This window comes from Bradyrhizobium sp. HKCCYLS20291 (assembly GCF_051167715.1).
Taxonomy (GTDB): Bacteria; Pseudomonadota; Alphaproteobacteria; order Rhizobiales; family Xanthobacteraceae; genus Bradyrhizobium.
In genome coordinates, this window is sequence record NZ_JBNPTO010000007.1 from 225567 (window position 1) to 247377 (window position 21811).

Sequence of the window (21811 nt, forward strand, 5' to 3'; positions counted from 1 at the left end):
CGCATGAGCGATGGGCATTATTGCCTGGTGCGCGACCTTGGCCTGGTCAAGGGCGGCAAGGGCATGCGCTATCACGAGGTGGTGGTGGACTTCAGCGCGCGCGGGATCAAGACTCTGGCGAAGCAGGGGGCGTCGTCGCTGATGCGCCGCGTCGCCACCAAGCTGGCGCAGCACGAGGCGACGTCGAAGCTGCCTGCGCTGCTGCGCGTGCGGCTGCGCGAGCCGCAGTAATCACCGCTTGCGCTTGCCTGGCGTCGCAGGCTGCTTCGGATCGTAGGGGCTGTCCGGATTGACGTCGAGATCGACCTCGGCGACGCAATATTGCGGTTGGCTGTGGCTGCGCCCTGCGTGCCAGCGGCCCTGGCGCAGCTCGACCTCGCTCATCGCGGCAATTTCGAAGCATTTCCAACCGCCGCCGGGCGGCAGGCCGTTGCTCGCGCCACCGCGAACTGGAAGGCCAGCACGCGCTCGCGTCCCGCGGTGTGGCCGAGGATGATGGGGCAGACCGCGCGGGCGAAGCCGCGGTACATGCAGAGAACCTGCTGGCGCGTGATCATCGCCTGCACGATCAGGTCATAGGTTGCACTCGGCATGCTGGATATCCGCACATCTGCCGCACGATCAAGATCATCCCGCGGGACTTGTTCCCGGCTCCTGGCTTGCAGCACGGGCGCGCGGGCTTAGATTGAGGCCTCAACAACAGGCGAGCGATAGCCACCATGTCCGACCTCTCCAGCTTCCCGATCACCAAGCGCTGGCCGGCGCAGCATCCCGACCGCATCCAGCTCTATTCGCTGCCGACCCCGAACGGCGTGAAGGTCTCGATCATGCTGGAGGAGACCGGGCTGCCCTACGAGCCGCACACGATCGATTTCGGCAAGGACGACCAGAAGACGCCGGAATTCCTGTCGCTCAACCCGAACGGCAAGATCCCGGCGATCATCGATCCCGACGGTCCCGGCGGCCAGCCGCTCGGCCTGTTCGAATCCGGCGCGATCCTGCAGTACCTCGCCGAGAAGACCGGACAATTCCTCCCTGCCGATCCGGCGCGGCGCTGGCAGACAATCGAGTGGGTGCACTTCCAGATGGGCGGCATCGGACCGATGTTCGGTCAGCTCGGCTTCTTCCATAAGTTCGCCGGACGCGAGTACGAGGACAAGCGGCCGCTGCAGCGCTACGTCGCCGAGAGCAGGCGGCTGCTCGGCGTGCTCGACACCAGGCTCGATGGCCGGCAGTGGATCATGGACGGCGACTACACCATTGCCGACATCGCCTCGCTCGGCTGGGTGCGCAATCTGATCGGCTTCTACGGCGCGCGCGATCTCGTCGCGTTCGACGAGTTCAAGCACGTGCCGGCCTGGCTGGAGCGCGGGCTGGCGCGGCCGGCGGTGCAGCGCGGGCTCGAGATCCCGAAGCGGCCGTGATCGTCGGCGAGGCCGAGTTCGAACGCTGTATGGAGGCCGTGTTGTCCGCGCCTGCGACAGCGGGCGACGGCGTGCTCGGGCCTGATAGCGTGATGTGGCGCGTGCATCGCGAGGCGGCGCTGTTTCTCGGCGCCGGCCGCGCGCTGCTGCTGCAACTCGCCCATCCCTGGGTCGCCGCCGGAATCGCCGGCCAGTCGAAAGTGTTCGCCGATCCGCTCGGCCGCTTCCACCGCACCTTCGGCATCGTCTACACGATGGTGTTCGGCACGCGCGACCAGGCCGTCGCCGTGGCGCGGCGGCTCTACCGGCGTCACGCTGCGGTCGACGGTGTCATGACGGAGACCGTCGGACCGTTCGCGGCCGACTCGCGCTTTCTCGCCAACGATGTCGAGGCACTGCGCTGGGTACATGCGACGCTGGTCGAGACCGCGATGATGTCCTACGGCCTGCTGTGTCCGCCGCTCAGCGAGGCCGAACGCGAGCAATATTGGCGCGAGGCGATGCGCTTCGCCGGCCTGTTCGGCATTCCGCACGACGTGCTGCCGCCGGACTGGACCTCTTTCAAGGCCTACACGGCCGCCATGATGAACTCCGAGACACTCACCGTGAGCACGGCCGCGCGCGACATCGCGCAACGCATCTTCGCGGGCGAGGCGACGTGGATCGGGCCGCCGCGCTGGTTCAACGCGCTCACCGCGGAAATGCTGCCGGAGCGGCTGCGCCGCGCGTTCGACCTGCCATATGGCGAGCGTGAACGACGGAGCGCCGCGCGCGCCCGCAGCTGGCTGCCGCGCGTCTACGCAGCGTTGCCGGACAGGCTGCGGACGGTCGGCCCCTATCAGGAGGCGATGGCGCGTATCGAAGGGCACACCTGTCCGCCATTCACGCAGCTGCTCAACCGCGCCTGGATCGGACAGCCGCTGATGCCGGCTGCGAGCGGCGTTTCACGACCGGCGCCGACGGCCGGAGGCGGTCACCGCAAGGTGTGATCGAGTTCATAGCAGCCGACTGTCGTGCGAGCTACGATCGTCAGACTGAGATCGCGACCGCATGCGGGAGACTGCAATGGATGCGCTGACGCTTTTGATCATCCGTCATGCCGAGAAGCCCGACGGCGATGCCACGGGCCCCGGCCTGACCCACAAGGGCAAGACGGATTCGAAATCACTGGTGATATCAGGCTGGGAGCGGGCAGGGGCGTGGACGGCGCTGTTCGGCAGTGGATTGGGCGGCACGACCTATCCGACGCCGCAAGCGGTCTACGCCGCCGATCCTGACAGCGCCAAGGATGCCACTGACCCCAGTCGGCGGCCCTATGAGACGGTGCTGGAACTGGCCGCGCGCGTCGGTCTCGCCAAGCCGAACATCTCGTTTGCAAAGGGACAGGAAGCGGCGCTCGTCGCAGCGCTGTTGCCGCTCTCCGGCACGGTGCTGGTCGCCTGGGAGCACAAGGCGATCATTGCCGAGATTCTGCCGCGTCTGCCGGTGAGCAACGCCGATCAGCTGCCGACCCACTGGTCGGGCAAGCGCTTCGACGTCGTGCTGCGCTTCGACCGCACAGCCGGCGGCGACGAATTCGAGTTCACCGAACTGTATCCGTGCCTGATGCCGGGCGATTCCGACAAGCCGCTGAAGAGCGATCCGAACGACAATTGAGCCGTTTGTTCAGGGCCTCCCAGGAGATATCCCCAGGCTGAATCGGGGCGCGATACTCCGTCCGCGATCGTGGTACATGGGTGCTGCGCACGCGCGGTGGCGTGCGCCGGGTTCTCCATGCATGTCGCTCCCCTTCAAGAAGCCCCAGGCCATCCGCTCCTTCTTCAGCCACGCCGCCTTTCAGAAGGCGGAGCACCTGCAGTTCAGCGGATGCGTTTCCGATCTCGAGATCAGCGAGGACGGCCGCGAGCTGGCGGCCTCGGTGCAGGGCTCGCAATCCTGGCCGTATGAGGTCGAGATCAGGCTGGAGCGGGACGAATACGGCCGCCTGGATGTGTCCGGCAAATGCACCTGCCCGATGAATCGAAATTGCAAGCACGTCGCGGCGGTGCTGCTCGAAGCGATCGAGCCGAAGCTGGAAGACCACGAAGAGTTGAGAAAGCTGGCGAAGACGGCCGAGAAGCCAAGCCCGCTGGTGCTGCCGCCGGACATCAAGCTCTGGCTGGACAAGATCGGCACCAGCCGCCGAGGAGACACCTATCCTCCGGAGGTCAGGCAGCGGCTGATCTATGGCGTTCAGGCGCATGCCGAGGCCGAAGGCGCTTCCTATCCAGTCGCGCAGCTATGGTCGGTCCGGCTGAACAAGGACGACAGCTTCGCTGGCGCGTTCTCGAAGGTCGACCACGTGCGGGGCAGGGCCGCGCCGGCGTTCTGGCGCGACATCGACATCGACATCGCGACGCGGCTTGGGCATGAGGTCTATTTCGACCGGACGTCGGCCTTCCGGATCGGCACGGCCGCGCTGTTGAGGCGCATCGTCGAGACCGGGCGGGCCTATTGGCGCGACCATGCCGGGCCGCTGCTCAGCTGGGGCGAGAAGCGGCTCGGCCGGATCGAATGGCAGCCGGTCGGCCTGAGGGGCGTCGGCGCGAGGCTCGTCGTCGATGGCGCCCTGGCTCTGCATTGCGAGCCGCCGGCGTATGCCGATGAAAGCAGCGGCATCGTCGGCGAGGCCGATCCGGGGATCGAGCCGCAAACGGCACACCATTTGCTGAATGCGCCGACGCTGCCGAAGGCGCTGATCGGCGAAGTCTCCCGGCACCTCAGCCAGCGGCTGCCTTCGCTCGATCGGGCGCTGCTGCCGTCGCCGCCGACCGAGGTCGTCAGGATCGAGGGCAAGCCCACGCCCATCCTGCACCTGCTGCGCGGCCCATATCCCGGCTATGGCTTTCGCGGCGTGCATATCAGTGGACTTCCGCTCGGCGTGATCCGCCCGGGCTTCCGTTACGGTTCGATCGAGATCGAGGCCGCGAGCGGTGGCAAAGAGGTCGAGACGTTCCACGACGGCCGGGTGCATCTCGTCGCGCGCGCCAAGACGGATGAAGCAAAGTGGACCAAACGGCTCGGCAAGCTCGACCTGGTTCCGCTCCGGAAGTTGCAGACCTACAGCTTCGGCGGGCACGGTGACGATCTGACCTTCGCCGACGAAGGCCGCTGGCTGCAGTTCATGCATCTCGAGCTCGACGCGCTGCGCGCTGAGGGTTTCGAGATCCGCATCGATGACACGTTCCCATTCCGGCTCGCCGAGTCCTCCGGGCTCGTCGACATGGAGATCGAGGGCAGCGGCATCGACTGGTTCGAGTTCGGCTTCAAGATCGACATCGATGGCAAGCCGCATGACCTCGCCGAGCTGTTGGCGCGGCTGCTCGCGCAGCCCGCCATCGTCGATGCGCTGGCCGAAACCGATTCCAATGCGAAGCACATGTATGTGCCTCTGCCCGACGGCCGGCATCTGGCGCTCGCGGCCGGCCGTTTCCTTCCGGTGCTGCTGGCGCTGCAGACGATGCGGCTGAGCGGCGGCGTCGATGCATCCGGCAAGATCAGGCTGTCGCGCGCGCAACTGCTGCCGCTGCTGGCGCAAGATGCCGACGCGTTCAAGGGCCCCGATGATCTGCGCCGGCTGGCCGACCTGCTGCGGCAGCATAGGCCGGAGGAACTGAAGCTACCGGCCGGCTTCAAGGCGAAGCTGCGGCCCTATCAGCAGCACGGCGTCGCCTGGCTCGATCTGCTGCGCCAGGCCAATCTCGGCGGCGTGCTCGCCGACGACATGGGGCTCGGCAAGACCGTGCAGGTGCTGGCGCTGCTCGCGCTGGAAAAGGCGCGTGGCGCGCTGACGGCGCCGGTGCTGATCGTCGCGCCGACCAGCCTGATGACGAACTGGTTCAACGAGGCCGCGAGGTTCGTTCCCGATCTTAAGGTGCTGGTGTTCCACGGTGCCGGGCGCAAGGAGCTGATCGAGCAGATCCCGCAGCACGATTTGGTGCTCACGACCTATCCGCTGATCGCCAGGGATCATGAGCTGATCCTGGGACGAAACTGGCACATGGCCATCCTCGACGAGGCGCAAACCATCAAGAACCCGAATGCCGCGACCACGCGCTGGCTCAGCGCCATCAAGGCGAGCCATCGTTTCTGTCTGACGGGCACGCCGATGGAGAACCATCTCGGCGAGCTCTGGTCGATCATGAGCTTCGTCAATCCGGGCTATCTCGGCGACAAGACGGCCTTCGTGCGCAACTGGCGGACGCCGATCGAGAAGGAGGGCAACCAACTGCGCGCGGCGGCGCTGACCCGCCGTGTCAAGCCGTTCCTGCTGCGGCGGACCAAGGAAGAGGTCGCGACCGAGCTGCCGGCCAAGGTCGACATCGTCGAGACGGTGGCGATCGACGGCAAGCAACGCGACCTCTATGATTCGATCCGCGCAGCGATGGCCAAGAAGGTGAGCAAGGCGCTCGACGAGCGCGGTCTCGGCCGCAGCCACATCATCGTGCTCGAAGCGTTGCTGCGGCTGCGCCAGGTTTGTTGCGATCCGCGCCTGGTGAAGCTCGACGACAAGGTCGAGCGCCCGTCGGCCAAGCTCGATCGTCTCATGGAGATGGTCGAGGAACTGGTCAGCGAGGGCCGCAAGATCATCATCTTCTCGCAGTTCACCTCGATGCTCGAACTGATCGAGCAGCGGTTCGAGGCGGCTGATATCGACTATGAGCTATTGACCGGCGAGACGCGCGACCGCAAGCGGGCGATCGAGGCGTTCCAGAAAGGCGACAGCCCCGTGTTTCTCATCAGCCTCAAGGCCGGCGGCGTCGGGCTGAACCTGACGGGCGCAGACACGGTGATCATCTACGATCCCTGGTGGAATCCTGCAGTTGAAGCGCAGGCGATCGACCGCGCCCATCGTATCGGGCAGGACAAGAAGGTGTTCGTCTATCGTCTGGTCACCGCCGGGACGATCGAGGAGAAAATCGGCGAGCTGAAGCTGCGCAAGCAGGCGCTGGCGGACTCCCTGTTCGATCGCGACGGCAACATCGGCAAGGCGCTGACCGAGGAGGACATCACGGCTCTGCTGTCGTGAGACGTTCAGCCATCGGCCGCCGTTCCGGCTCGGGCCATGCGTGGCATACTGTATTGCGCGATCCAGTCATGCGAGCGCGATGCGTTCGCGGTCGCTGACCTCCGCGACCCAGGCATGGGCGGCGAACCATTCATGGTAGATGCAGCAGTGCGGGCAGTAGGTGCGCGAGAAGAACACGGGCATGCGCTGAAAGCGCTCGGCGTCCATTTCCATCCCTGTCTCGATGCTGCGGCCGGTCTGCGGACAACGTACCATGATCATGCCCATTCGCGGTCTCCTGTTCGCGCGCCAGATACGCCGGGGATGCGAAGAAAATGTAATGCCCAGCCGACAGTTTCATGGCAAAGGTCGGAGTGAATTCCGATTGTGGAACGGAGCGCGCTTGCGCATCAAAAGCAGGTGAATCGCACTGCAAAATGCGGGGCCGATTGTCGCAACATGGGACATCGCGCGCAGCCGGACACGATGGTTTGAGGACGATGGCCATGAGCATCACGATCTACGGAATCAAGAACTGTGACACGATGAAGAAGGCGCGTGCCTGGCTCGACGAGCACGGCGTGGCCTACGCCTTTCACGACTACAAGACGGCCGGGATCGACAAGACGACGTTGAAGACGTGGAGCGACGAGGTCGGCTGGGAACTGCTGCTCAACCGCGCCGGCACGACGTTCAAGAAACTGCCCGACGCCGACAAGGAAGGTCTCACCGAAAGCAAGGCGATCGCGCTGATGCTGGCGCAGCCCTCGATGATCAAGCGCCCGGTGCTCGATCTCGGCGGCAAGCGCGTGGTCGGCTTCAAGCCGGATGTCTATGCCAAAGCCGTCAAGGGCGCGAAATAGGCTGATCTGCAACCGGCCGGATGGGGCCGCGTCAGCAGATGAGGCCGCCGGCCGTGGTTTTACACGGGCCCCAGGGCGATGCTCGACGGAAAGCTGTTGCTGGACACCTGCAATTGAGCGACAATGTGTAACGTTACACAGCTCGGTTGCAAGGACGGATCATGGACGCCAGCCTCCCCGAACTCGGCGACCTCGAGCGTGAGGTCATGCAACTGGTATGGGAGCATGGTCCGGTCACGGCCGAGGCCGTCCGCGAGAAGCTGTCGCGCAAGCTCAAGGAATCCACCGTGCGCACGGTGCTGCGCCGGCTGGAGGAAAAGACCTATGTGACCCATACGGTCGATGGCCGCACCTATGTCTACACGGCCGCGGAGCCGCGGGCTCGGGTCGCCGCCAAGGCCGTGCAGCGGATCGTCGACTGGTTCTGCGACGGCTCGGTCGAGGAGGTGCTGGTCGGCATGGTCGACAACGCGATGCTCGATCAGCGGCAATTGCAGGCGCTGGCCGATCAGATCGCCAAGGCCAAGAAGGACAAGTCGTCGGGCAAGCCAACGGGAAGGTCAACGAGCGGGAGGAAATGATGCTCGCTGTTCTGGCGGAAGCGGCGCTGCGCACCATTCTGCTGGGAGGTGTCGTAGGCCTCGGCCTCTGGCTGTGCCGCGTGCGCCATCCGCAGCTTCAGATGACGGCCTGGTTGGTCGTTCTCCTGGCGTCGCTGGCGATGCCGTTTGCGATGCATTGGTCCACCGTCACGATCACCCTCAAGCCGGTAGCGGCCCCGGTCGCTCAAGCCGGCTGGCTGCCTGACGACGCTTTTCCAATGTCCGCAGCACCTGCGGCGGAGCCTGCGCCTGATGCTACGCCGCGTGCGTACCCGGCGCCGCTCACGGCCGAGAACCCCGTCAACCTGGGCGCAGTTGCGACGTTGATCTATCTGGCCGTCGCCGGATTCATGTTGCTGCGCCTCGTGATCGGTCTGGTCCTGACCTGGCGGCTGGCGCGCAATGCGCAGCCGCTCGACGGGACGATGCGACTGCGCCTGAGCGAGGCCATCGCAAGCCCGGTCACGATCGGATCGACCGTGCTGGTGCCGCCGCAATGGCGGTCGTGGGATGCGCGGAAGCAGGAGGCCGTCCTCGCTCATGAGGCCTCGCACATCGCGAACCGCGATTTTCACGTGCTGATCCTGGCCGCCGTTAATCGCGCGCTGTTCTGGTTCAGTCCGTTCGCCTGGTGGCAGCATCGCCGGCTCGCCGATCTCGCCGAAATGATCAGCGACGCCAGCGCCATCGCGGTGCTGGACGATCGCGTGTCGTATGCCGAGATCCTGCTCGACATCGTGCAGGCGCCGCGGCGTCGCATCGTTGCGCTGGAGATGGCGCGGCCGTCGACGGTGCTGGCGCGGATCGAGCGTATCCTGTCGGACGCGAGTGCCTGGCCGAAGCTCGCACCGAGCCGCCGTGTGGCCTTTGCCATGCTGATGATGCCGCTCGCCGTGCTGTCCGGACTGGCGGTCGCCACCCGCACCGACATCGCCGCGGCCAAGGCCGTGCCCGGCCCGAATGATCTCGCCGCCCCCGACGGGCGCGCCGAGCACGTCGCCTTCTACGCGGCCGGCGCGCGCGGTGTATTTGCGATCTCCCGGCAGGGTGATGGGCTGTACGGCCAATTGACCGGCCAGCCCCGCCTTCGGCTCGCCTCCGCCGAGCCTGGCCACTATGCCTATGCCGACAGTGCGGGGCTGCTCAGCTTCGTCTTGGGTGAGCCTGCGCCGCGCGAACTGGTGCTGCACCAGTTGGAGCGCGATCTGAAGGCAGCGCGCATCACCGAGTTCACGGCGTGCGAAGGCTCGGTCGCCACGGCGGCTGCCGACGATTATGCCGGTTGGTACGAGATCAACGGCAGCCGCGTGCTCACGGTCAGCTCCGCTGCTGCTGGTCTGCAATTGTCCGAGACCGGACGCGGAAGCTTCGCGGTGACGGCCGACTGCACCGACTCCTTCACCGGTCGAGGCGGCGATCTCGTGTTGTTCCTGCGCGACGGCAAGGGCCGGGTGAACCGGGTTCTGCTGCAGGATTCGCTGCTCGGCGCGCGAGTGGCCCGCCGTGTCGACGAGAACAGGGCGAAGGCGATCGAGGAGACGTTCGCACGCCGCATCGCCGAGGCGCCGGAGCGCTTCCGCGAGCAGGTTCCGACCGCTGGCAGCCGCGAGATGGTCCTGCGTGGCATTGCCGATTTGCGACGCGGAGCCCCGAACTACGCTCTCATGAGCCCGTTGCTGGCCGCCCACATCCGCCAGCATGCGACGCGGCTGCAGAGCATGATCAAGACGCTCGGTGAGGTCGAGACGATCTTCTTTCGCGGTGTCACCCCCGGAGGCTACGACATCTTCGGCGTGAAGTTCGCCAACGGCACCGCGGAGTTCCTGCTGCTGATGACATCCGACGGAAAAGCGGACGATCTGATCTTCCGCCCCGAAGGAAGCCAGGCGCTGGGTGAGGTGCTCGACTGCAGCAGCGAGGCGTCGTTGCGCGCAAGACCGGATGCGACGCCGATCCGGCTCACCATCTACAATGCGAGCCGTCAGGACGTTCAGCTGTACCGGGTGGACGACCGCGGCCAGCGGATCGCGCATTTGGTGGTCGCCGACGATCGGTCGACGTTCTTCACCACCGAGATCGGCAGCCCCTGGGTGGTTGCGGATGCGTCGGGGCGCTGCCTCGAGATCCTCATGCCGGGACGACGGACGCGCTTCCACACCGTTGAGGCCGTGCAGCCAGGCGCTGTCGTCGACCGTTTCGGCGCGCAGCGCTCGACGCCGCGACCGGACACCGAGGCGAAGCTGCGCGACTATATCGCGGCCGTCCTGCGCGGCGAGCCGGACTACGCGCGGATGACGCCCGAGGTCGCAACCTGGACACGGCAGCAATTGTCGATGAACCAGGCCATTCTCGCCCGGCTCGGCGAGATCAGAGCCGTCAGCTTCCGCGGCGTGTCGGGGGGGATGGATAACGACGTCTACATGGTGCATTTCGTCAACGGCATGGCCGAGTGGCGTATCGGACTAGCCCGCAACGGCCGCATCGCCCGCCTCGCGCTCGGCCCATCCTTCTGATCGCATCACCGCGGCTGCGACGTCACGACGTCGGCAGCCGCGGAACTGCCGCGAGTTGACGGCATCCGCTGAGTACAATCCCGGCTTGAATGTGGTGGTCCCTGGGGGCGCGACAGCTACGGCTATCGCGGCGATTATCAATGGCTCGCTGATCGCGGCTATGCGGTGCTGTCAGTGAACTATCGCGGCTCGACCGGCTTCGGCCGCGCCTTCGTCGCCGCGAGCGAGAAGCAGCATGCGCGCCGCATGCATGACGATCTGATCGACATGGTCGAATGGGCCGTCGCGCAGGGCGCTGCTGGCGCAGCGCTCGCCGATCCACAAGGTCGACGACATCGAAAAGCCGATGCTGATCTTCCACGGCGCCAACGACGTTCGCTGCCTGATGGCCGAGAGCGACACCATCGTGTGCGCGATGCGGCAGCGCCGGATTCCGGTGACCTACATCGTCTATCCCGACGAGGGACTCGGCTTCCAGAAGCCGGAGAACCGGCTGTCCTACATCGCGATCGCGGAAGCCTTCTTTGCGCATCATCTCGGCGGCGCCTGCGAGCCCGTGGGGCGCGATTTCGATGGATCGAGCCATGAGGTCAGGGCCGGCGCTCAATTGTTGTCGCACTACCTCGCGTCCCAGCCCGGCGCGGATCAGCCACGCTGCGCCTGAGCGGCCGCCACGCCGGCCGCTGGTTCGATGGCGGGTGGGGCTAAGAATGGCCTTCTCTGCGGGCGGGTAAGTTGGAGCGGCTTCAACGTCAGGTCCGCCAGCCGGACAGCTATCCCCGCTGCCCAGCTTTCCGCCTTGCCTAACTCCCTCGATTGACGGCATATTCCGGCGCGAAGCGGTCGCGCGCGCCGGTTGGCATGGTCCAGTCGTCGCAGAGCCGCGTTGTCATAAGAAGCGAGGGCCGGGCGCGGGGCGCGCCGCCGGCTCGGGGGGATTCTGATTGGCCGACGAGTTCATTCTCGAGACCCACGGATTGACGAAGGAATTCGCGGGATTTTTTGCCGTTCGCGATGTTTCGCTCAAGATCCGCCGGGGCACGATTCACGCGCTGATCGGCCCGAACGGGGCCGGCAAGACCACATGCTTCAACCTCCTGACCAAGTTCCTGCGGCCGTCGGCCGGCACGATTCTGTATAAGGGTCAGGACATTACGGCGACCGCGCCGGCTGACGTCGCCCGCCTCGGGCTGGTCCGCTCGTTCCAGATCTCGGCGGTGTTTCCGCATCTGACGGCGCTGGAGAACGTCCGCGTCGCGCTCCAGCGGCAGCATGGGTCCTCGTTCGACTTCTGGCGCTCCAAGAGCGTGCTAAACCGCTTCAACGGCCGCGCGCTGGAACTGCTCAACGACGTGGGCTTGAGCGAGTTCGCCAATATTCCGGCTGTCGAAATGCCCTATGGACGCAAGCGCGCGCTGGAGATCGCGACCACACTGGCGCTCGACCCCGAGATGATGCTGCTGGACGAGCCGATGGCCGGCATGGGCCATGAGGACATCGACAAGATCGCAGCGCTGATCAAGCGCATCTCCGCCAAGTACACAATCCTGATGGTCGAGCATAATCTCAGCGTCGTCGCCAACCTCTCCGATACCATCACCGTGCTGACGCGCGGTCAGGTGCTGACCGAGGGACCGTATTCCGAGCTCTCCAAGGACGAGCGCGTCAAGGAAGCCTATCTGGGAGCCGGACATGCCTGAGGTGATCACGGCCAACAAGCCCGCGTCGGCGGCGGCCACCAGCACCATTCTCGAGGTCAAGAATCTCGAGAGCTGGTACGGCGAATCTCACATTCTCCACGGCATGAACTTCACGGTGAATGCCGGTGAGGTGGTGACCCTGCTCGGGCGCAACGGCGCCGGCAAGACCACGACCTTGAAGTCGATCATGGGGATCATCGGCAAGCGCACCGGCTCGGTTGCCTTCAACGGCCAGCAGCTGATCCGCATGACGTCCGACAGGATCGCGCGACTCGGCATCGCGCTGTGCCCGGAGGAGCGCGGCATCTTCGCCAGCCTCGACGTCCGCGAGAACCTGCTGCTGCCGCCGGTGGTGCGGCCGGGCGGGCTGACGCTCGAGCAGATCTTCGAGCTCTTCCCCAACCTGAAGGAGCGGCTGAAGAGCCAGGGCACCAAGCTCTCCGGCGGCGAGCAGCAGATGCTGGCGATCGCGCGCATCCTGCGCACCGGCGCCAGCTTCCTGATGCTGGACGAGCCGACCGAGGGTCTCGCGCCCGTCATCATCCAGCAGATCGGCCACACCATCGCTCGGCTGAAGAAGGAGGGTTTTACGATCCTCCTCGTCGAGCAGAACTTCCGCTTCGCCTCGACGGTCGCCGACCGCTACTACGTCGTCGAGCACGGCAAGGTCATCGACGGTTTCGCCAATGCCGATCTGTCCGCCAACATGGACAAGCTGCATACTTATCTCGGCGTCTGACCGGCGCTACGACTGTTTCTTGGGATTTTTGGAAAGTTGGAAATGAAGAACAGGTTCATCGCGTCATTGCTGCTGGGGACGGCGCTCACGGTTGCCGCCGGCAGCATGGCTTCCGCCGGGGACAAGACGGTCAAGATCGGCGCGCTGTCCGATCAGTCCGGACTGTATTCGGACCTTGGTGGTCCCGGCTCGACGCTCGCGGCGCAGATGGCTATTGAGGATTCCGGCCTCACCGCGAAGGGCTGGAAGATCGACGTGATCTCCGGCGATCACCAGAACAAGCCCGATATCGGCACCTCGATCGCGCGGCAGTGGTTCGACGTCGACAAGGCCGACGTCATCGTCGACGTGCCGAATTCGGGCGTGGCGCTGGCGGTCAACAACGTCGTCAAGGAGAAGAACGGCGTCTACATCAATTCGGGCGCTGCGACCTCGGACCTCACCAACGCGCAGTGCTCGCCGAACACCGTGCACTGGACCTACGACACCTACATGCTCGCGCACACCACCGGGCAGGCGCTGGTGAAGGCGGGCGGCCCCACCTGGTTCTTCCTCACCGCGGACTACGCCTTCGGCGCCGCGCTGGAGCGCGACACCACGGCGGTCGTGACCGCCAGTGGCGGCAAGGTGATCGGCGGCGTCAAGCACCCGCTCAATACCTCCGACTTCTCGTCCTTCCTGCTGCAGGCGCAGTCGTCGAATGCCAAGATCATCGGCCTTGCCAATGCCGGCGGTGACACCACCAACACCATCAAGCAGGCGGCCGAGTTCGGCATCACCAAGGGCGGCCAGAAGCTCGCCGCGCTGCTCTTGTTCCTCACCGACGTCAAGTCGATCGGGCTCGACATCGCGCAAGGTCTGAACTTCACCGAGACGTTCTACTGGGATATGAACGACCAGACTCGAGCCTTCTCGGACCGTTTCGCCAAGCGGATGAAGAACGGCGCGCCGCCGACCATGGTGCAGGCCGGTGTCTATGCTGGCCTGGCGCATTACTTCAAGGCGCTGGACGCGCTCGGCGAGAACCCGCATGACGGGGTCAAGGTCGTCGACAAGATGAAGTCTGTCCCGACCGAGGATGCACTGTTCGGCAAGGGCGAGATCCAGCCCAACGGCCGCACCATCCACACCGCCTATCTGTTCGAGGTCAAGAAGCCGTCCGAATCGAAGGGCCCGTGGGATCTCTACAAGCTGGTCGGCTCGGTGCCGGGCGACCAGGCCTTCACGCCGCTCGACAAGAGCGCGTGCGCCCTGTTGAAGAAGTGAGCCGCCGCAGCTCCGACGGATGCCGCCGGAGCTGATGTCTTTACGGAAACGCCGAGAAGAGACAGAACAAGACGATGCAGGCCCTCTACGCACAGCTCCTTGTCGGACTGATCAACGGCTCGTTCTACGCGCTGCTCAGTCTCGGGCTTGCCGTCATCTTCGGCATGCTCAACATCATCAACTTCGCCCATGGCGCGCTCTACATGATGGGCGCGTTCTGCGCGTACTTCCTGCTGAATCTCGGCGGCCTCGGCTATTGGTGGGCGCTGCTGCTGGCGCCGATCATCGTCGGCATCTTCGGCATGATCCTGGAGCGGACGCTGCTGCAATGGCTGACCGGGCTCGATCACCTTTACGGGCTGCTGCTCACCTTCGGCATCGCGCTGATCGTGCAGGGCGTGTTCCAGAACTATTTCGGCTCGTCCGGCCTGCCTTATGCCATTCCCGACTATCCGCAGATCGGCGGCTTCCGCGGCCTGCAGGGCGGCATGAATCTCGGCTTCATGTTCCTGCCCGTCTACCGCGGCTGGGTGGTCATCTTCTCGCTGGTGGTGTGTCTGGCGACCTGGTTCCTGATCGAGCGCACGCGCCTCGGCGCCTATCTGCGCGCGGCCACCGAAAATCCCACGCTGGTGCGTGCCTTCGGCATCAACGTGCCGCGGATGATCACGCTCACCTACGGCCTCGGCGTCGGCCTTGCCGCGCTCGCCGGCGTTCTGTCGGCGCCGATCAACCAGGTCCGGCCGCTGATGGGCGCGGACCTGATCATCGTCGTGTTCGCTGTGGTCGTGATCGGCGGCATGGGCTCGATCATGGGGTCGATCATCACCGGCTTCGCGCTCGGGGTGATCGAAGGACTGACCAAATATTTCTATCCCGAGGCTTCCAACACCGTGGTCTTCGTTCTGATGGTCCTGGTGCTCCTGGTGAAGCCGACGGGTCTGACCGGACGGGCGGCCTGACATGACATCGATCACCGACGAGACCCTGCCGACCACGCCGCGCGCGATTCGCGACGAGATGATCGTGTTCGTCATCATGGCGGCGCTGCTTGCCATCGTGCCGTTCACCGATTTGTACCCGTTCTTCGTCATGCAGGCGCTGTGCTTCGCGCTGCTCGCCTGCGCCTTCAACCTCCTGATCGGCTATGGCGGCCTGCTGTCGTTCGGCCACGCGATGTTCTTAGGCACGGCCGGCTACTGCAGCGCGCACGCGCTGAAGGTCTGGGGTCTGCCGCCGGAGCTCGGCATCCTCACCGGCATCGCCGGCGCCTTCGTGCTGTCGATCATCACCGGCTACATCTCGATCCGGCGTCAGGGGATCTTCTTCTCGATGATCACCCTGGCGCTGTCGCAGCTGCTCTACTTCGTCTATCTGCAGACGCCGTTCACCCACGGCGAGGACGGCATCCAGGGCATCCCGCAGGGCAAGCTGTTCGGCTTCATCGACCTGTCGAAGCCGACCACGCTGTATTACGTCGTGCTGGTCGGCTTCCTCGCCGGCTTCCTCTTGATCTTCCGCACCATCAACTCGCCGTTCGGCGAGGTCTTGAAATCGATCCGCGAGAACGAGCAGCGCGCGATCTCGCTGGGCTACAAGACCGACCAGTACAAGCTGCTGGCGTTCATCCTGTCCGGCACCATCGCCGGCTTTGCCGGATCGCTGAAGGTTTTCGTGGCCCAGAACGCCTCGCTGACCGACGTGCACTGGTCGATGTCCGGCGAGATCGTGCTGATGACGCTGGTCGGCGGCCTCGGAACGGTGTTCGGGCCGGTCGTCGGCGCCTTCGTCATCATCGCCATGCAGCAATATCTGGCCGGCTTCGGCCAGTGGGTGACGGTCATCCAGGGCGTCATCTTCGTCTCCTGCGTGCTCACCTTCCGCCGCGGCGTGGTTGGAGAAATCGCCCATCTGTTCAAGCGTTCTCTCTAAGTCATTGATTTAACGAGAGATCGTCGAAAAGGCAGAAAGCGGTGGATGATCCGCCCGCCGCTTCTGCTGCGGCGTGATCCGGAGTATGACACTTCCGTGACGGGCCAGCCCTGGCCCGTTTCGGAATGGATGGATCTCGTCCCATGCTGAACTGGTTTCGCGCCGTCCTCCCCAAGGAGGAGCGGTTTTTCGATTTGTTCGCCCGCCACAACAAGGTGGTGATCCAGGGCGCGCACGCGCTGCAGGACATGCTGAAGGGCGGCGACGACGTGCTGGCCCACTGCCAGCGCGTCAGCCAGTTCGAGAACGAGGCCGACAACATCACCAGGGAAGTGCTGACCGCCGTCCGCCGCACCTTCATCACCCCGTTCGACCGCGGCGACATCAAGAACCTGATCACCTCGATGGACGATGCCATCGACCAGATGCAGCAGACCGCCAAGGCCGTCGTGCTGTTCGAGGTGAAGGAGTTCGAGCCGACCATGCGCGAGATGGGCACCTTGCTGGTCGAGTGCGCCAACCTGATCAGCAAGGCGCTGCCGCTGCTGCAGGCGATCGGCCAGAACGTGCCGATGATCACCGCGATCACCGAGGAGATGACCAAGCTCGAGGGCCGCGTCGACGACCTGCACGACATCGGGCTGAAGGAGCTGTTCCTCAAGCACCGCAACGCCAACACGATGGACTTCATCGTCGGCGCCGAGATCTACGACCATCTGGAGAAGGTCGCCGACCGTTTCGACGACGTCGCCAACGAGATCAATTCGATCATGATCGAACAGGTCTAGGGTAGGGCCGCGCCGTGGACGCTCAACTCGGCCTTCCCATCCTGGTCGGCCTCATCGCCGTCGCGCTCGCGTTCGACTTCCTGAACGGCCTGCATGACGCCGCCAACTCGATCGCGACCATCGTCTCGACCCGCGTGCTCCGGCCGCAATATGCGGTGTTCTGGGCCGCGTTCTTCAACTTCGTCGCCTTCGGCGTGTTCGGCCTCCACGTCGCCCAGACCATCGGCACCGGCATCATCGATCCCTCGATCGTCGATGCGCAGGTGATCTTTGCAGCCCTCGTCGGCGCCATCGTCTGGAACCTCGTGACCTGGGCGGCCGGCATTCCCTCGTCGAGCTCGCACGCGCTGATCGGCGGCCTGGTCGGGGCAGGTTTCGCGAAGGCCGGCATCTCGGCCACGGTGTGGAGCGGCCTCTCGAAGACGGTGCTGGCGATCGTGCTGTCGCCGCTGGTCGGCCTCGTGCTGGCGATGATCCTGGTCGCGATCGTGTCCTGGGCCTCGGTGCGCTCGACGCCGTTCGCGGTCGATCGCGCCTTCCGCATCCTGCAGTTCGCCTCCGCCTCGCTTTACTCGCTCGGCCATGGCGGCAACGATGCGCAGAAGACGATGGGCATCATTGCGGTGCTGCTGTACTCGCAGGGCCATCTCGGCGAGCATTTCACGGTGCCGTTCTGGGTGGTGCTGTCGTGCCAGACGGCGATGGCCTTGGGCACCCTGATGGGCGGCTGGCGGATCGTCCGCACCATGGGCCTGCGCATCACCAAGCTGAACCCGATGCAGGGCTTCTGCGCCGAGACCGGCGGCGCCATCACGCTGTTCCTGGCGACCTTCCTCGGCGTTCCCGTCTCGACCACCCACACCATCACCGGCGCCATCGTCGGCGTTGGCGCCGCCCGCCGCGCCTCGGCGGTGCGCTGGAACGTGGCCGGATCAATCGTCTACGCCTGGATCTTCACGATCCCGGCCTCGGCCATCGTCGCGGCGCTGAGCTTCTGGCTGGTGCAGGTGCTCCGGCACTGATGCGGGGCGCGGGCCTCATGGTTGGAGACGCGCCGCAAGGGCGGCGCTCCTCACCATGAGGGTCTAGATTGAGCCGTGGCGACCGGTCTCGCCGCGAATTCAGTCTTCGTCCTGAGGAGCGCGCCACTTGGCGCGCGTCTCGAAGGACGGTCACGGGCGGGGACGCCGGCCCCGACGCGCCCATCGGCCGCCCGGTCAACTCCCCGGTTGGAGTTGCGGTGCAGAACGCCTATATGGGGGGCGCGCGGCGGCCGTGAGCCCGCGCCTTTTCCGTACATCGCCGCTCTCCGGCCCGAAACGACGTCCGCCGCCCCATGTCCGATACTGCCGTCACCACCGACCAGCCGTCCCGCTCGCCTCTGTCCGACGAGGTGGCGCGCCGGCGCACCTTTGCCATCATCTCGCATCCGGACGCCGGCAAGACCACGCTGACCGAGAAGCTGCTGCTGTTCGGTGGCGCGATCAACCTGGCCGGCCAGGTCAAGGCCAAGGGCGAGCGCCGCAACACCCGCTCGGACTGGATGAAGATCGAGCGCGAGCGCGGCATTTCGGTCGTCACCTCCGTCATGACCTTCGAGTTCGAGGGTCTGGTGTTCAACCTGCTGGACACGCCGGGCCACGAGGACTTCAGCGAGGACACCTACCGCACGCTGACCGCCGTCGACTCCGCAGTCATGGTAATCGACGCCGCCAAGGGCATCGAAGCGCGCACGCGAAAACTGTTCGAGGTGTGCCGTCTGCGCGACATTCCGATCATCACCTTCATCAACAAGATGGACCGCGAGAGCCGCGACACCTTCGACCTCCTCGACGAGATCGAGAAGACGCTGGCGCTCGACACCACGCCGATGACCTGGCCGGTCGGCCGTGGCCGCGACTTCATCGGCACCTATGACGTCAGAGACGGCGGTGTTCGTCTGCTGGAAGGCGGCGGCGCCAAGACCGGCGCGGCGCAGCAGATCGATATCTCCGAGCTCGGCAAGCTCAACGCCAATCTCGACATGGGCCAGATCACCGACGAGCTGGAGCTGGTCAAGGAAGCCTGCAAGCCGTTCGAACTCGACGCGTTCCGCGAGGGCCATCTGACGCCGGTCTATTTCGGCAGCGCGCTGCGCAATTTCGGCGTCGGCGATCTCCTGGAAGGTCTCGGCCGCTACGCGCCGTCGCCGCGCGCGCAGGACTCCAATTTGCGCAAGGTCGACGCTGCCGAGCCGCGCATGAGCGCCTTCGTGTTCAAGATCCAGGCGAACATGGATCCCAACCACCGCGACCGCATCGCGTTTGCGCGGTTGTGCTCGGGAAAGCTCAACCGCGGCATGAAGGCCAAGCTGGTGCGCACCGGCAAGACCATGCCGCTGTCGAGCCCGCAATTCTTCTTCGCCCAGGACCGCTCGGTGGCTGACGAAGCCTTCGCCGGCGACGTCGTCGGCATCCCCAACCACGGCTCCTTGCGTATCGGCGATACGTTGACCGAGGGCGAGGATCTCACCTTCGTCGGCGTGCCCAGCTTTGCGCCGGAAATCGTCCGCCGCGTTCGTCTCACCGACGCGATGAAGGCGAAGAAGCTGAAGGAAGCCCTGCAGCAGATGTCGGAGGAGGGCGTCGTGCAGGTGTTCCGCCCGCGCGACGGCGCGCCTGCGTTGGTCGGCGTCGTCGGCCCGCTGCAGCTCGACGTGCTCAAGGCGCGGCTCGACGCCGAATACTCACTCCCCGTGGAGTTCGAGATCTCCGAGTTCTCGCTGGCGCGCTGGATCTCCTGCGACGACAAGAAGAAGCTCGAGGCGTTCATCGCCTCCAACAATTCCGGCGTCGCCGACGACGTCGACGGCGATCCGGTGTTCCTGGCCAAGAACGAGTTCTATCTCGGCTACACCAAGGAGCGCGCCGAAGGTATCGTGTTCTCCAACGTCAAGGACGTGAAGAAGAAGGCGTAGGGTCGCTTGCCACCGCACCCCGTCTTTTCCAGCCGATGAAGCTGCGCTACCCTCCTGGCGCAAACGGTGGGGAGAACGAAATGCCAGCGGTATCTTTCGGCCAGCAGGCCCTGCGTCGCACGATTGCACTGTTCGCCGCGTGCGGCCTGATGGCCGCAACCGCTGCCGACGCCGCCGAGGTCGTCGCGCTCGGTGCCAGCAACACCTATGGCAAGGGCGTCAACCGCGGTGAGGATTTTCCGGCGCAGCTCGAGGCAATGCTGCGCGGCAAAGGCGTGCAGGTCAGCGTCGCCAACGCCGGCATCAATGGCGACACCACCGGCGGGATGTTGTCCCGCTTCGACGGCGCGGTCGATGGATCGACCCGCGTCCTGGTGCTGCAACCGGGCGGCAACGATGCCCGCAGGGGCGTCGGCGATCAGCGTGCCGGCAACGTCAGCGCCATCATGGCCAAGGCCGCGCAGCGCCGCATCAAGGTCGTGATGGTCGAGAACGGCATGCTTCGCGGCCTGCCGCATCAGGTCGACGGTCAGCACCTCACGCCCGACGGCTACCGCATGCTGGCGGCAGCGCTGCTGCCCCGGGTGATGTCAGGCTTGCGCAAGTAATCTGCCTCGCTGCGCTGAGTGAACTGCTCACAGCTCGATGATCCCCCGCCGCGCCGCATGCGCCACCGCATCGGTGCGGCCGGTGGCGTCGAGTTTGTCGAGCAGCGAGCCGACGTGGAATTTTGCGGTGTGCACTGAAATGCCGAGGCTGCGCGCGATCTCCTTGTTGGAGCAGCCTTCGGCCATCAGCGCCAGCACGTCGCGCTCGCGCGCGGTCAGCTGAAACGCGTCGGCGCCCTCGCTCTTGCCGGCGCCATCACTGCGCGGCGTGACCACCGCGACGTCGGCATCAGCGCTGGCGGCGACGAGCCGGAGACCCACGACACTGCCGAGCAGCACGGCCAGGCGATCCGCGAGCTCGGCATCGTCGACCGCGATCGCGATCGTGATCGGCGTGTCGTCTTGCGCGCTCACGCCGGCCGCTCGCCTATGGTCAAGGCCATCCGCACCGGCTCGCCGGCCCGTAGAGCCGACACCTCGACGACCGCACCGACGCTGTCGGGACCGAGCTCGCGCATCAGGGCGCGCATGCCGCTGAAGGGCGCGTTGTTGAGGGCGGTGATCACGTCGCCCTGGCGCAGGCCCGCGGCGGCGGCGGGACCGGCCTTGTCGACGCTCATGATCATCGCGCCGATGCCATCGTCGAGCTTCACCGGCTGCAGCGCCGCGCCGAGATAGCCGCGCGCGATCCGGCCGTGGCTCTCGAGCCGCGCCGCGACGCGGGCAATGGTCGCGCCGGGAATGACCAGGGTGCGGCGCGGACCTCGCACGGCCATGCCGATCGCACGCCCCTCCGAATCGAGCACGAGACCGCCTTCGGAGCTGTGGCGCAGCCGCGTGTCGAGCTCGATCCGCGCATCGATCTCGCCGCCGCGTAGGCTGCGCCAGCGCCCGGCCGATTTCGCCACCATCGCGAGCGCCGCGACCGGCGTGCCCTGGTCGGCGGCGACGATGACGGCCAAGGCGCCGAGCGGCGGCACCTGTGCGGCCATCGGCATGACCGGGGCCTCCGCGCCTTCGACACGCAGCAGCGCGATGTCGGTGGTGTGATCGCGCCCGACGATGCTTGCGGGCCGCGTGCGGCCGTCGGCCAGCGCCAGGGTGATTTCACCCTCGTCGGCGAGCGCCTCGTCGGCGGTGACGACGAGCCCCGGCTTCCAGAGAAAGCCCGACGCGCGCGAGCGGTGCGAATGGACCGAAACGAGGGAGGGCGCGGCGGCGGCGACCGTGGCGGCCAGCGCGGCGGAAAGCGAAGTGAGAGGTGACAGGTCGGACATCGACGGCTCCTGGGTTGCCCTCAATGTGGCGCGCCGACGGGCGATTCAAAACTCCCCGGGTGGGTAGGATCGTCTGAACCGGACGGGCATCGCTAT

23 protein-coding genes are annotated in these 21811 nt (G+C 65.7%); 18 read left to right on the forward strand and 5 right to left on the reverse strand.

Annotated features, from left to right (window positions below):
* Window positions 1–3 precede the first annotated feature (3 nt).
* A complete protein-coding gene (locus ACQR07_RS18085) occupies window positions 4–231 on the forward strand; it encodes a hypothetical protein (protein WP_434903579.1) in 228 nt (75 codons plus the stop codon).
* On the opposite strand, the gene ACQR07_RS18090 is transcribed toward ACQR07_RS18085, so the two are convergent.
* Both ACQR07_RS18090 and ACQR07_RS18095 read right to left on the reverse strand, forming a co-directional pair.
* Window positions 232–384: a hypothetical protein gene (locus tag ACQR07_RS18090; RefSeq protein WP_434903580.1), complete on the reverse strand. Its 153-nt coding sequence runs from the start codon at window positions 382–384 to the stop codon at window positions 232–234.
* The gene (locus ACQR07_RS18095; protein WP_434903581.1) at window positions 381–593 is read right to left on the reverse strand and encodes a hypothetical protein; all 213 of its coding nucleotides are present in this window, start codon (window positions 591–593) and stop codon (window positions 381–383) included. Before ACQR07_RS18095 ends, ACQR07_RS18090 begins: the two co-directional genes overlap by 4 nt.
* A 126-nt stretch (window positions 594–719) precedes the next feature.
* On the opposite strand from ACQR07_RS18095, the gene ACQR07_RS18100 reads away from it, so the two are divergent.
* The 4 genes from ACQR07_RS18100 (at window position 720) to ACQR07_RS18115 (ending at window position 6492) form a co-directional block, all read left to right on the forward strand.
* The gene (locus ACQR07_RS18100) at window positions 720–1424 is read left to right on the forward strand and encodes a glutathione S-transferase family protein (protein ID WP_434903582.1); all 705 of its coding nucleotides are present in this window, start codon (window positions 720–722) and stop codon (window positions 1422–1424) included.
* Window positions 1421–2413, forward strand: a complete 993-nt coding sequence (locus tag ACQR07_RS18105; RefSeq protein ID WP_434903583.1) for an oxygenase MpaB family protein — start codon at window positions 1421–1423, stop codon at window positions 2411–2413. The genes ACQR07_RS18100 and ACQR07_RS18105 overlap by 4 nt, the downstream gene beginning before the upstream one ends.
* A gap of 76 nt (window positions 2414–2489) precedes the next feature.
* The gene (locus tag ACQR07_RS18110) at window positions 2490–3080 is read left to right on the forward strand and encodes a histidine phosphatase family protein (RefSeq protein ID WP_434903584.1); all 591 of its coding nucleotides are present in this window, start codon (window positions 2490–2492) and stop codon (window positions 3078–3080) included.
* Window positions 3081–3201: 121 nt separating this feature from the next.
* The gene (locus tag ACQR07_RS18115) at window positions 3202–6492 is read left to right on the forward strand and encodes an SNF2-related protein (protein ID WP_434903585.1); all 3291 of its coding nucleotides are present in this window, start codon (window positions 3202–3204) and stop codon (window positions 6490–6492) included.
* Between the two features lie 66 nt (window positions 6493–6558).
* Here the strand turns inward: ACQR07_RS18115 and ACQR07_RS18120 are convergent, their stop codons facing one another.
* A complete protein-coding gene (locus tag ACQR07_RS18120) occupies window positions 6559–6759 on the reverse strand; it encodes a hypothetical protein (protein ID WP_434903586.1) in 201 nt (66 codons plus the stop codon).
* Window positions 6760–6977: 218 nt separating this feature from the next.
* Between ACQR07_RS18120 and ACQR07_RS18125 the strand changes: the two genes are divergently transcribed.
* From ACQR07_RS18125 to ACQR07_RS18185, 13 genes are all read left to right on the forward strand, one after another.
* Window positions 6978–7334: an ArsC family reductase gene (locus ACQR07_RS18125; RefSeq protein ID WP_434903587.1), complete on the forward strand. Its 357-nt coding sequence runs from the start codon at window positions 6978–6980 to the stop codon at window positions 7332–7334.
* Between the two features lie 161 nt (window positions 7335–7495).
* Window positions 7496–7915 carry a BlaI/MecI/CopY family transcriptional regulator gene (locus ACQR07_RS18130; protein ID WP_434903588.1) on the forward strand — a complete coding sequence of 140 codons (420 nt, stop codon included), beginning with the start codon at window positions 7496–7498 and terminating at the stop codon, window positions 7913–7915.
* Window positions 7915–10449 carry a M56 family metallopeptidase gene (locus tag ACQR07_RS18135; RefSeq protein ID WP_434903589.1) on the forward strand — a complete coding sequence of 845 codons (2535 nt, stop codon included), beginning with the start codon at window positions 7915–7917 and terminating at the stop codon, window positions 10447–10449. The genes ACQR07_RS18130 and ACQR07_RS18135 overlap by 1 nt, the downstream gene beginning before the upstream one ends.
* Before the next feature lie 316 nt (window positions 10450–10765).
* Entirely contained in the window at window positions 10766–11113 is a 348-nt protein-coding gene (locus tag ACQR07_RS18140) for an alpha/beta hydrolase family protein (RefSeq protein ID WP_434903715.1), read from the forward strand.
* 280 nt (window positions 11114–11393) lie between these two features.
* Entirely contained in the window at window positions 11394–12149 is a 756-nt protein-coding gene (locus tag ACQR07_RS18145) for an ABC transporter ATP-binding protein (RefSeq protein ID WP_434870028.1), read from the forward strand.
* Window positions 12142–12888 carry an ABC transporter ATP-binding protein gene (locus ACQR07_RS18150; protein WP_434903590.1) on the forward strand — a complete coding sequence of 249 codons (747 nt, stop codon included), beginning with the start codon at window positions 12142–12144 and terminating at the stop codon, window positions 12886–12888. The genes ACQR07_RS18145 and ACQR07_RS18150 overlap by 8 nt, the downstream gene beginning before the upstream one ends.
* Window positions 12889–12930: 42 nt before the next feature.
* Window positions 12931–14154: an ABC transporter substrate-binding protein gene (locus ACQR07_RS18155; protein WP_434903591.1), complete on the forward strand. Its 1224-nt coding sequence runs from the start codon at window positions 12931–12933 to the stop codon at window positions 14152–14154.
* A gap of 74 nt (window positions 14155–14228) precedes the next feature.
* Complete coding sequence (locus ACQR07_RS18160; protein WP_434903592.1) at window positions 14229–15116, forward strand: branched-chain amino acid ABC transporter permease; 888 nt, start codon at window positions 14229–14231, stop codon at window positions 15114–15116.
* A 1-nt stretch (window position 15117) separates the two neighbouring features.
* On the forward strand, window positions 15118–16086 hold the full coding sequence (locus tag ACQR07_RS18165) for a branched-chain amino acid ABC transporter permease (protein ID WP_434903593.1): 969 nt from the start codon (window positions 15118–15120) through the stop codon (window positions 16084–16086).
* 143 nt (window positions 16087–16229) lie between these two features.
* Window positions 16230–16874: a DUF47 domain-containing protein gene (locus tag ACQR07_RS18170; RefSeq protein ID WP_434903594.1), complete on the forward strand. Its 645-nt coding sequence runs from the start codon at window positions 16230–16232 to the stop codon at window positions 16872–16874.
* A 14-nt stretch (window positions 16875–16888) separates the two neighbouring features.
* Window positions 16889–17896, forward strand: coding sequence for an anion permease (locus tag ACQR07_RS18175; RefSeq protein WP_434903595.1), 1008 nt, complete (start codon window positions 16889–16891; stop codon window positions 17894–17896).
* A 314-nt stretch (window positions 17897–18210) separates the two neighbouring features.
* Window positions 18211–19830: a peptide chain release factor 3 gene (locus tag ACQR07_RS18180; protein WP_434903596.1), complete on the forward strand. Its 1620-nt coding sequence runs from the start codon at window positions 18211–18213 to the stop codon at window positions 19828–19830.
* An 80-nt stretch (window positions 19831–19910) separates the two neighbouring features.
* Window positions 19911–20438, forward strand: coding sequence for a GDSL-type esterase/lipase family protein (locus ACQR07_RS18185; protein ID WP_434903597.1), 528 nt, complete (start codon window positions 19911–19913; stop codon window positions 20436–20438).
* 27 nt (window positions 20439–20465) lie between these two features.
* Here ACQR07_RS18185 and ACQR07_RS18190 read toward each other — a convergent pair whose 3' ends face one another.
* Window positions 20466–20852 (reverse strand): response regulator transcription factor, encoded by a 387-nt coding sequence (locus ACQR07_RS18190; RefSeq protein ID WP_434903598.1) that lies wholly within the window; start codon window positions 20850–20852, stop codon window positions 20466–20468.
* Entirely contained in the window at window positions 20849–21715 is an 867-nt protein-coding gene (locus tag ACQR07_RS18195) for a S1C family serine protease (protein ID WP_434903599.1), read from the reverse strand. Before ACQR07_RS18195 ends, ACQR07_RS18190 begins: the two co-directional genes overlap by 4 nt.
* Between the last annotated feature and the right edge of the window lie 96 nt (window positions 21716–21811).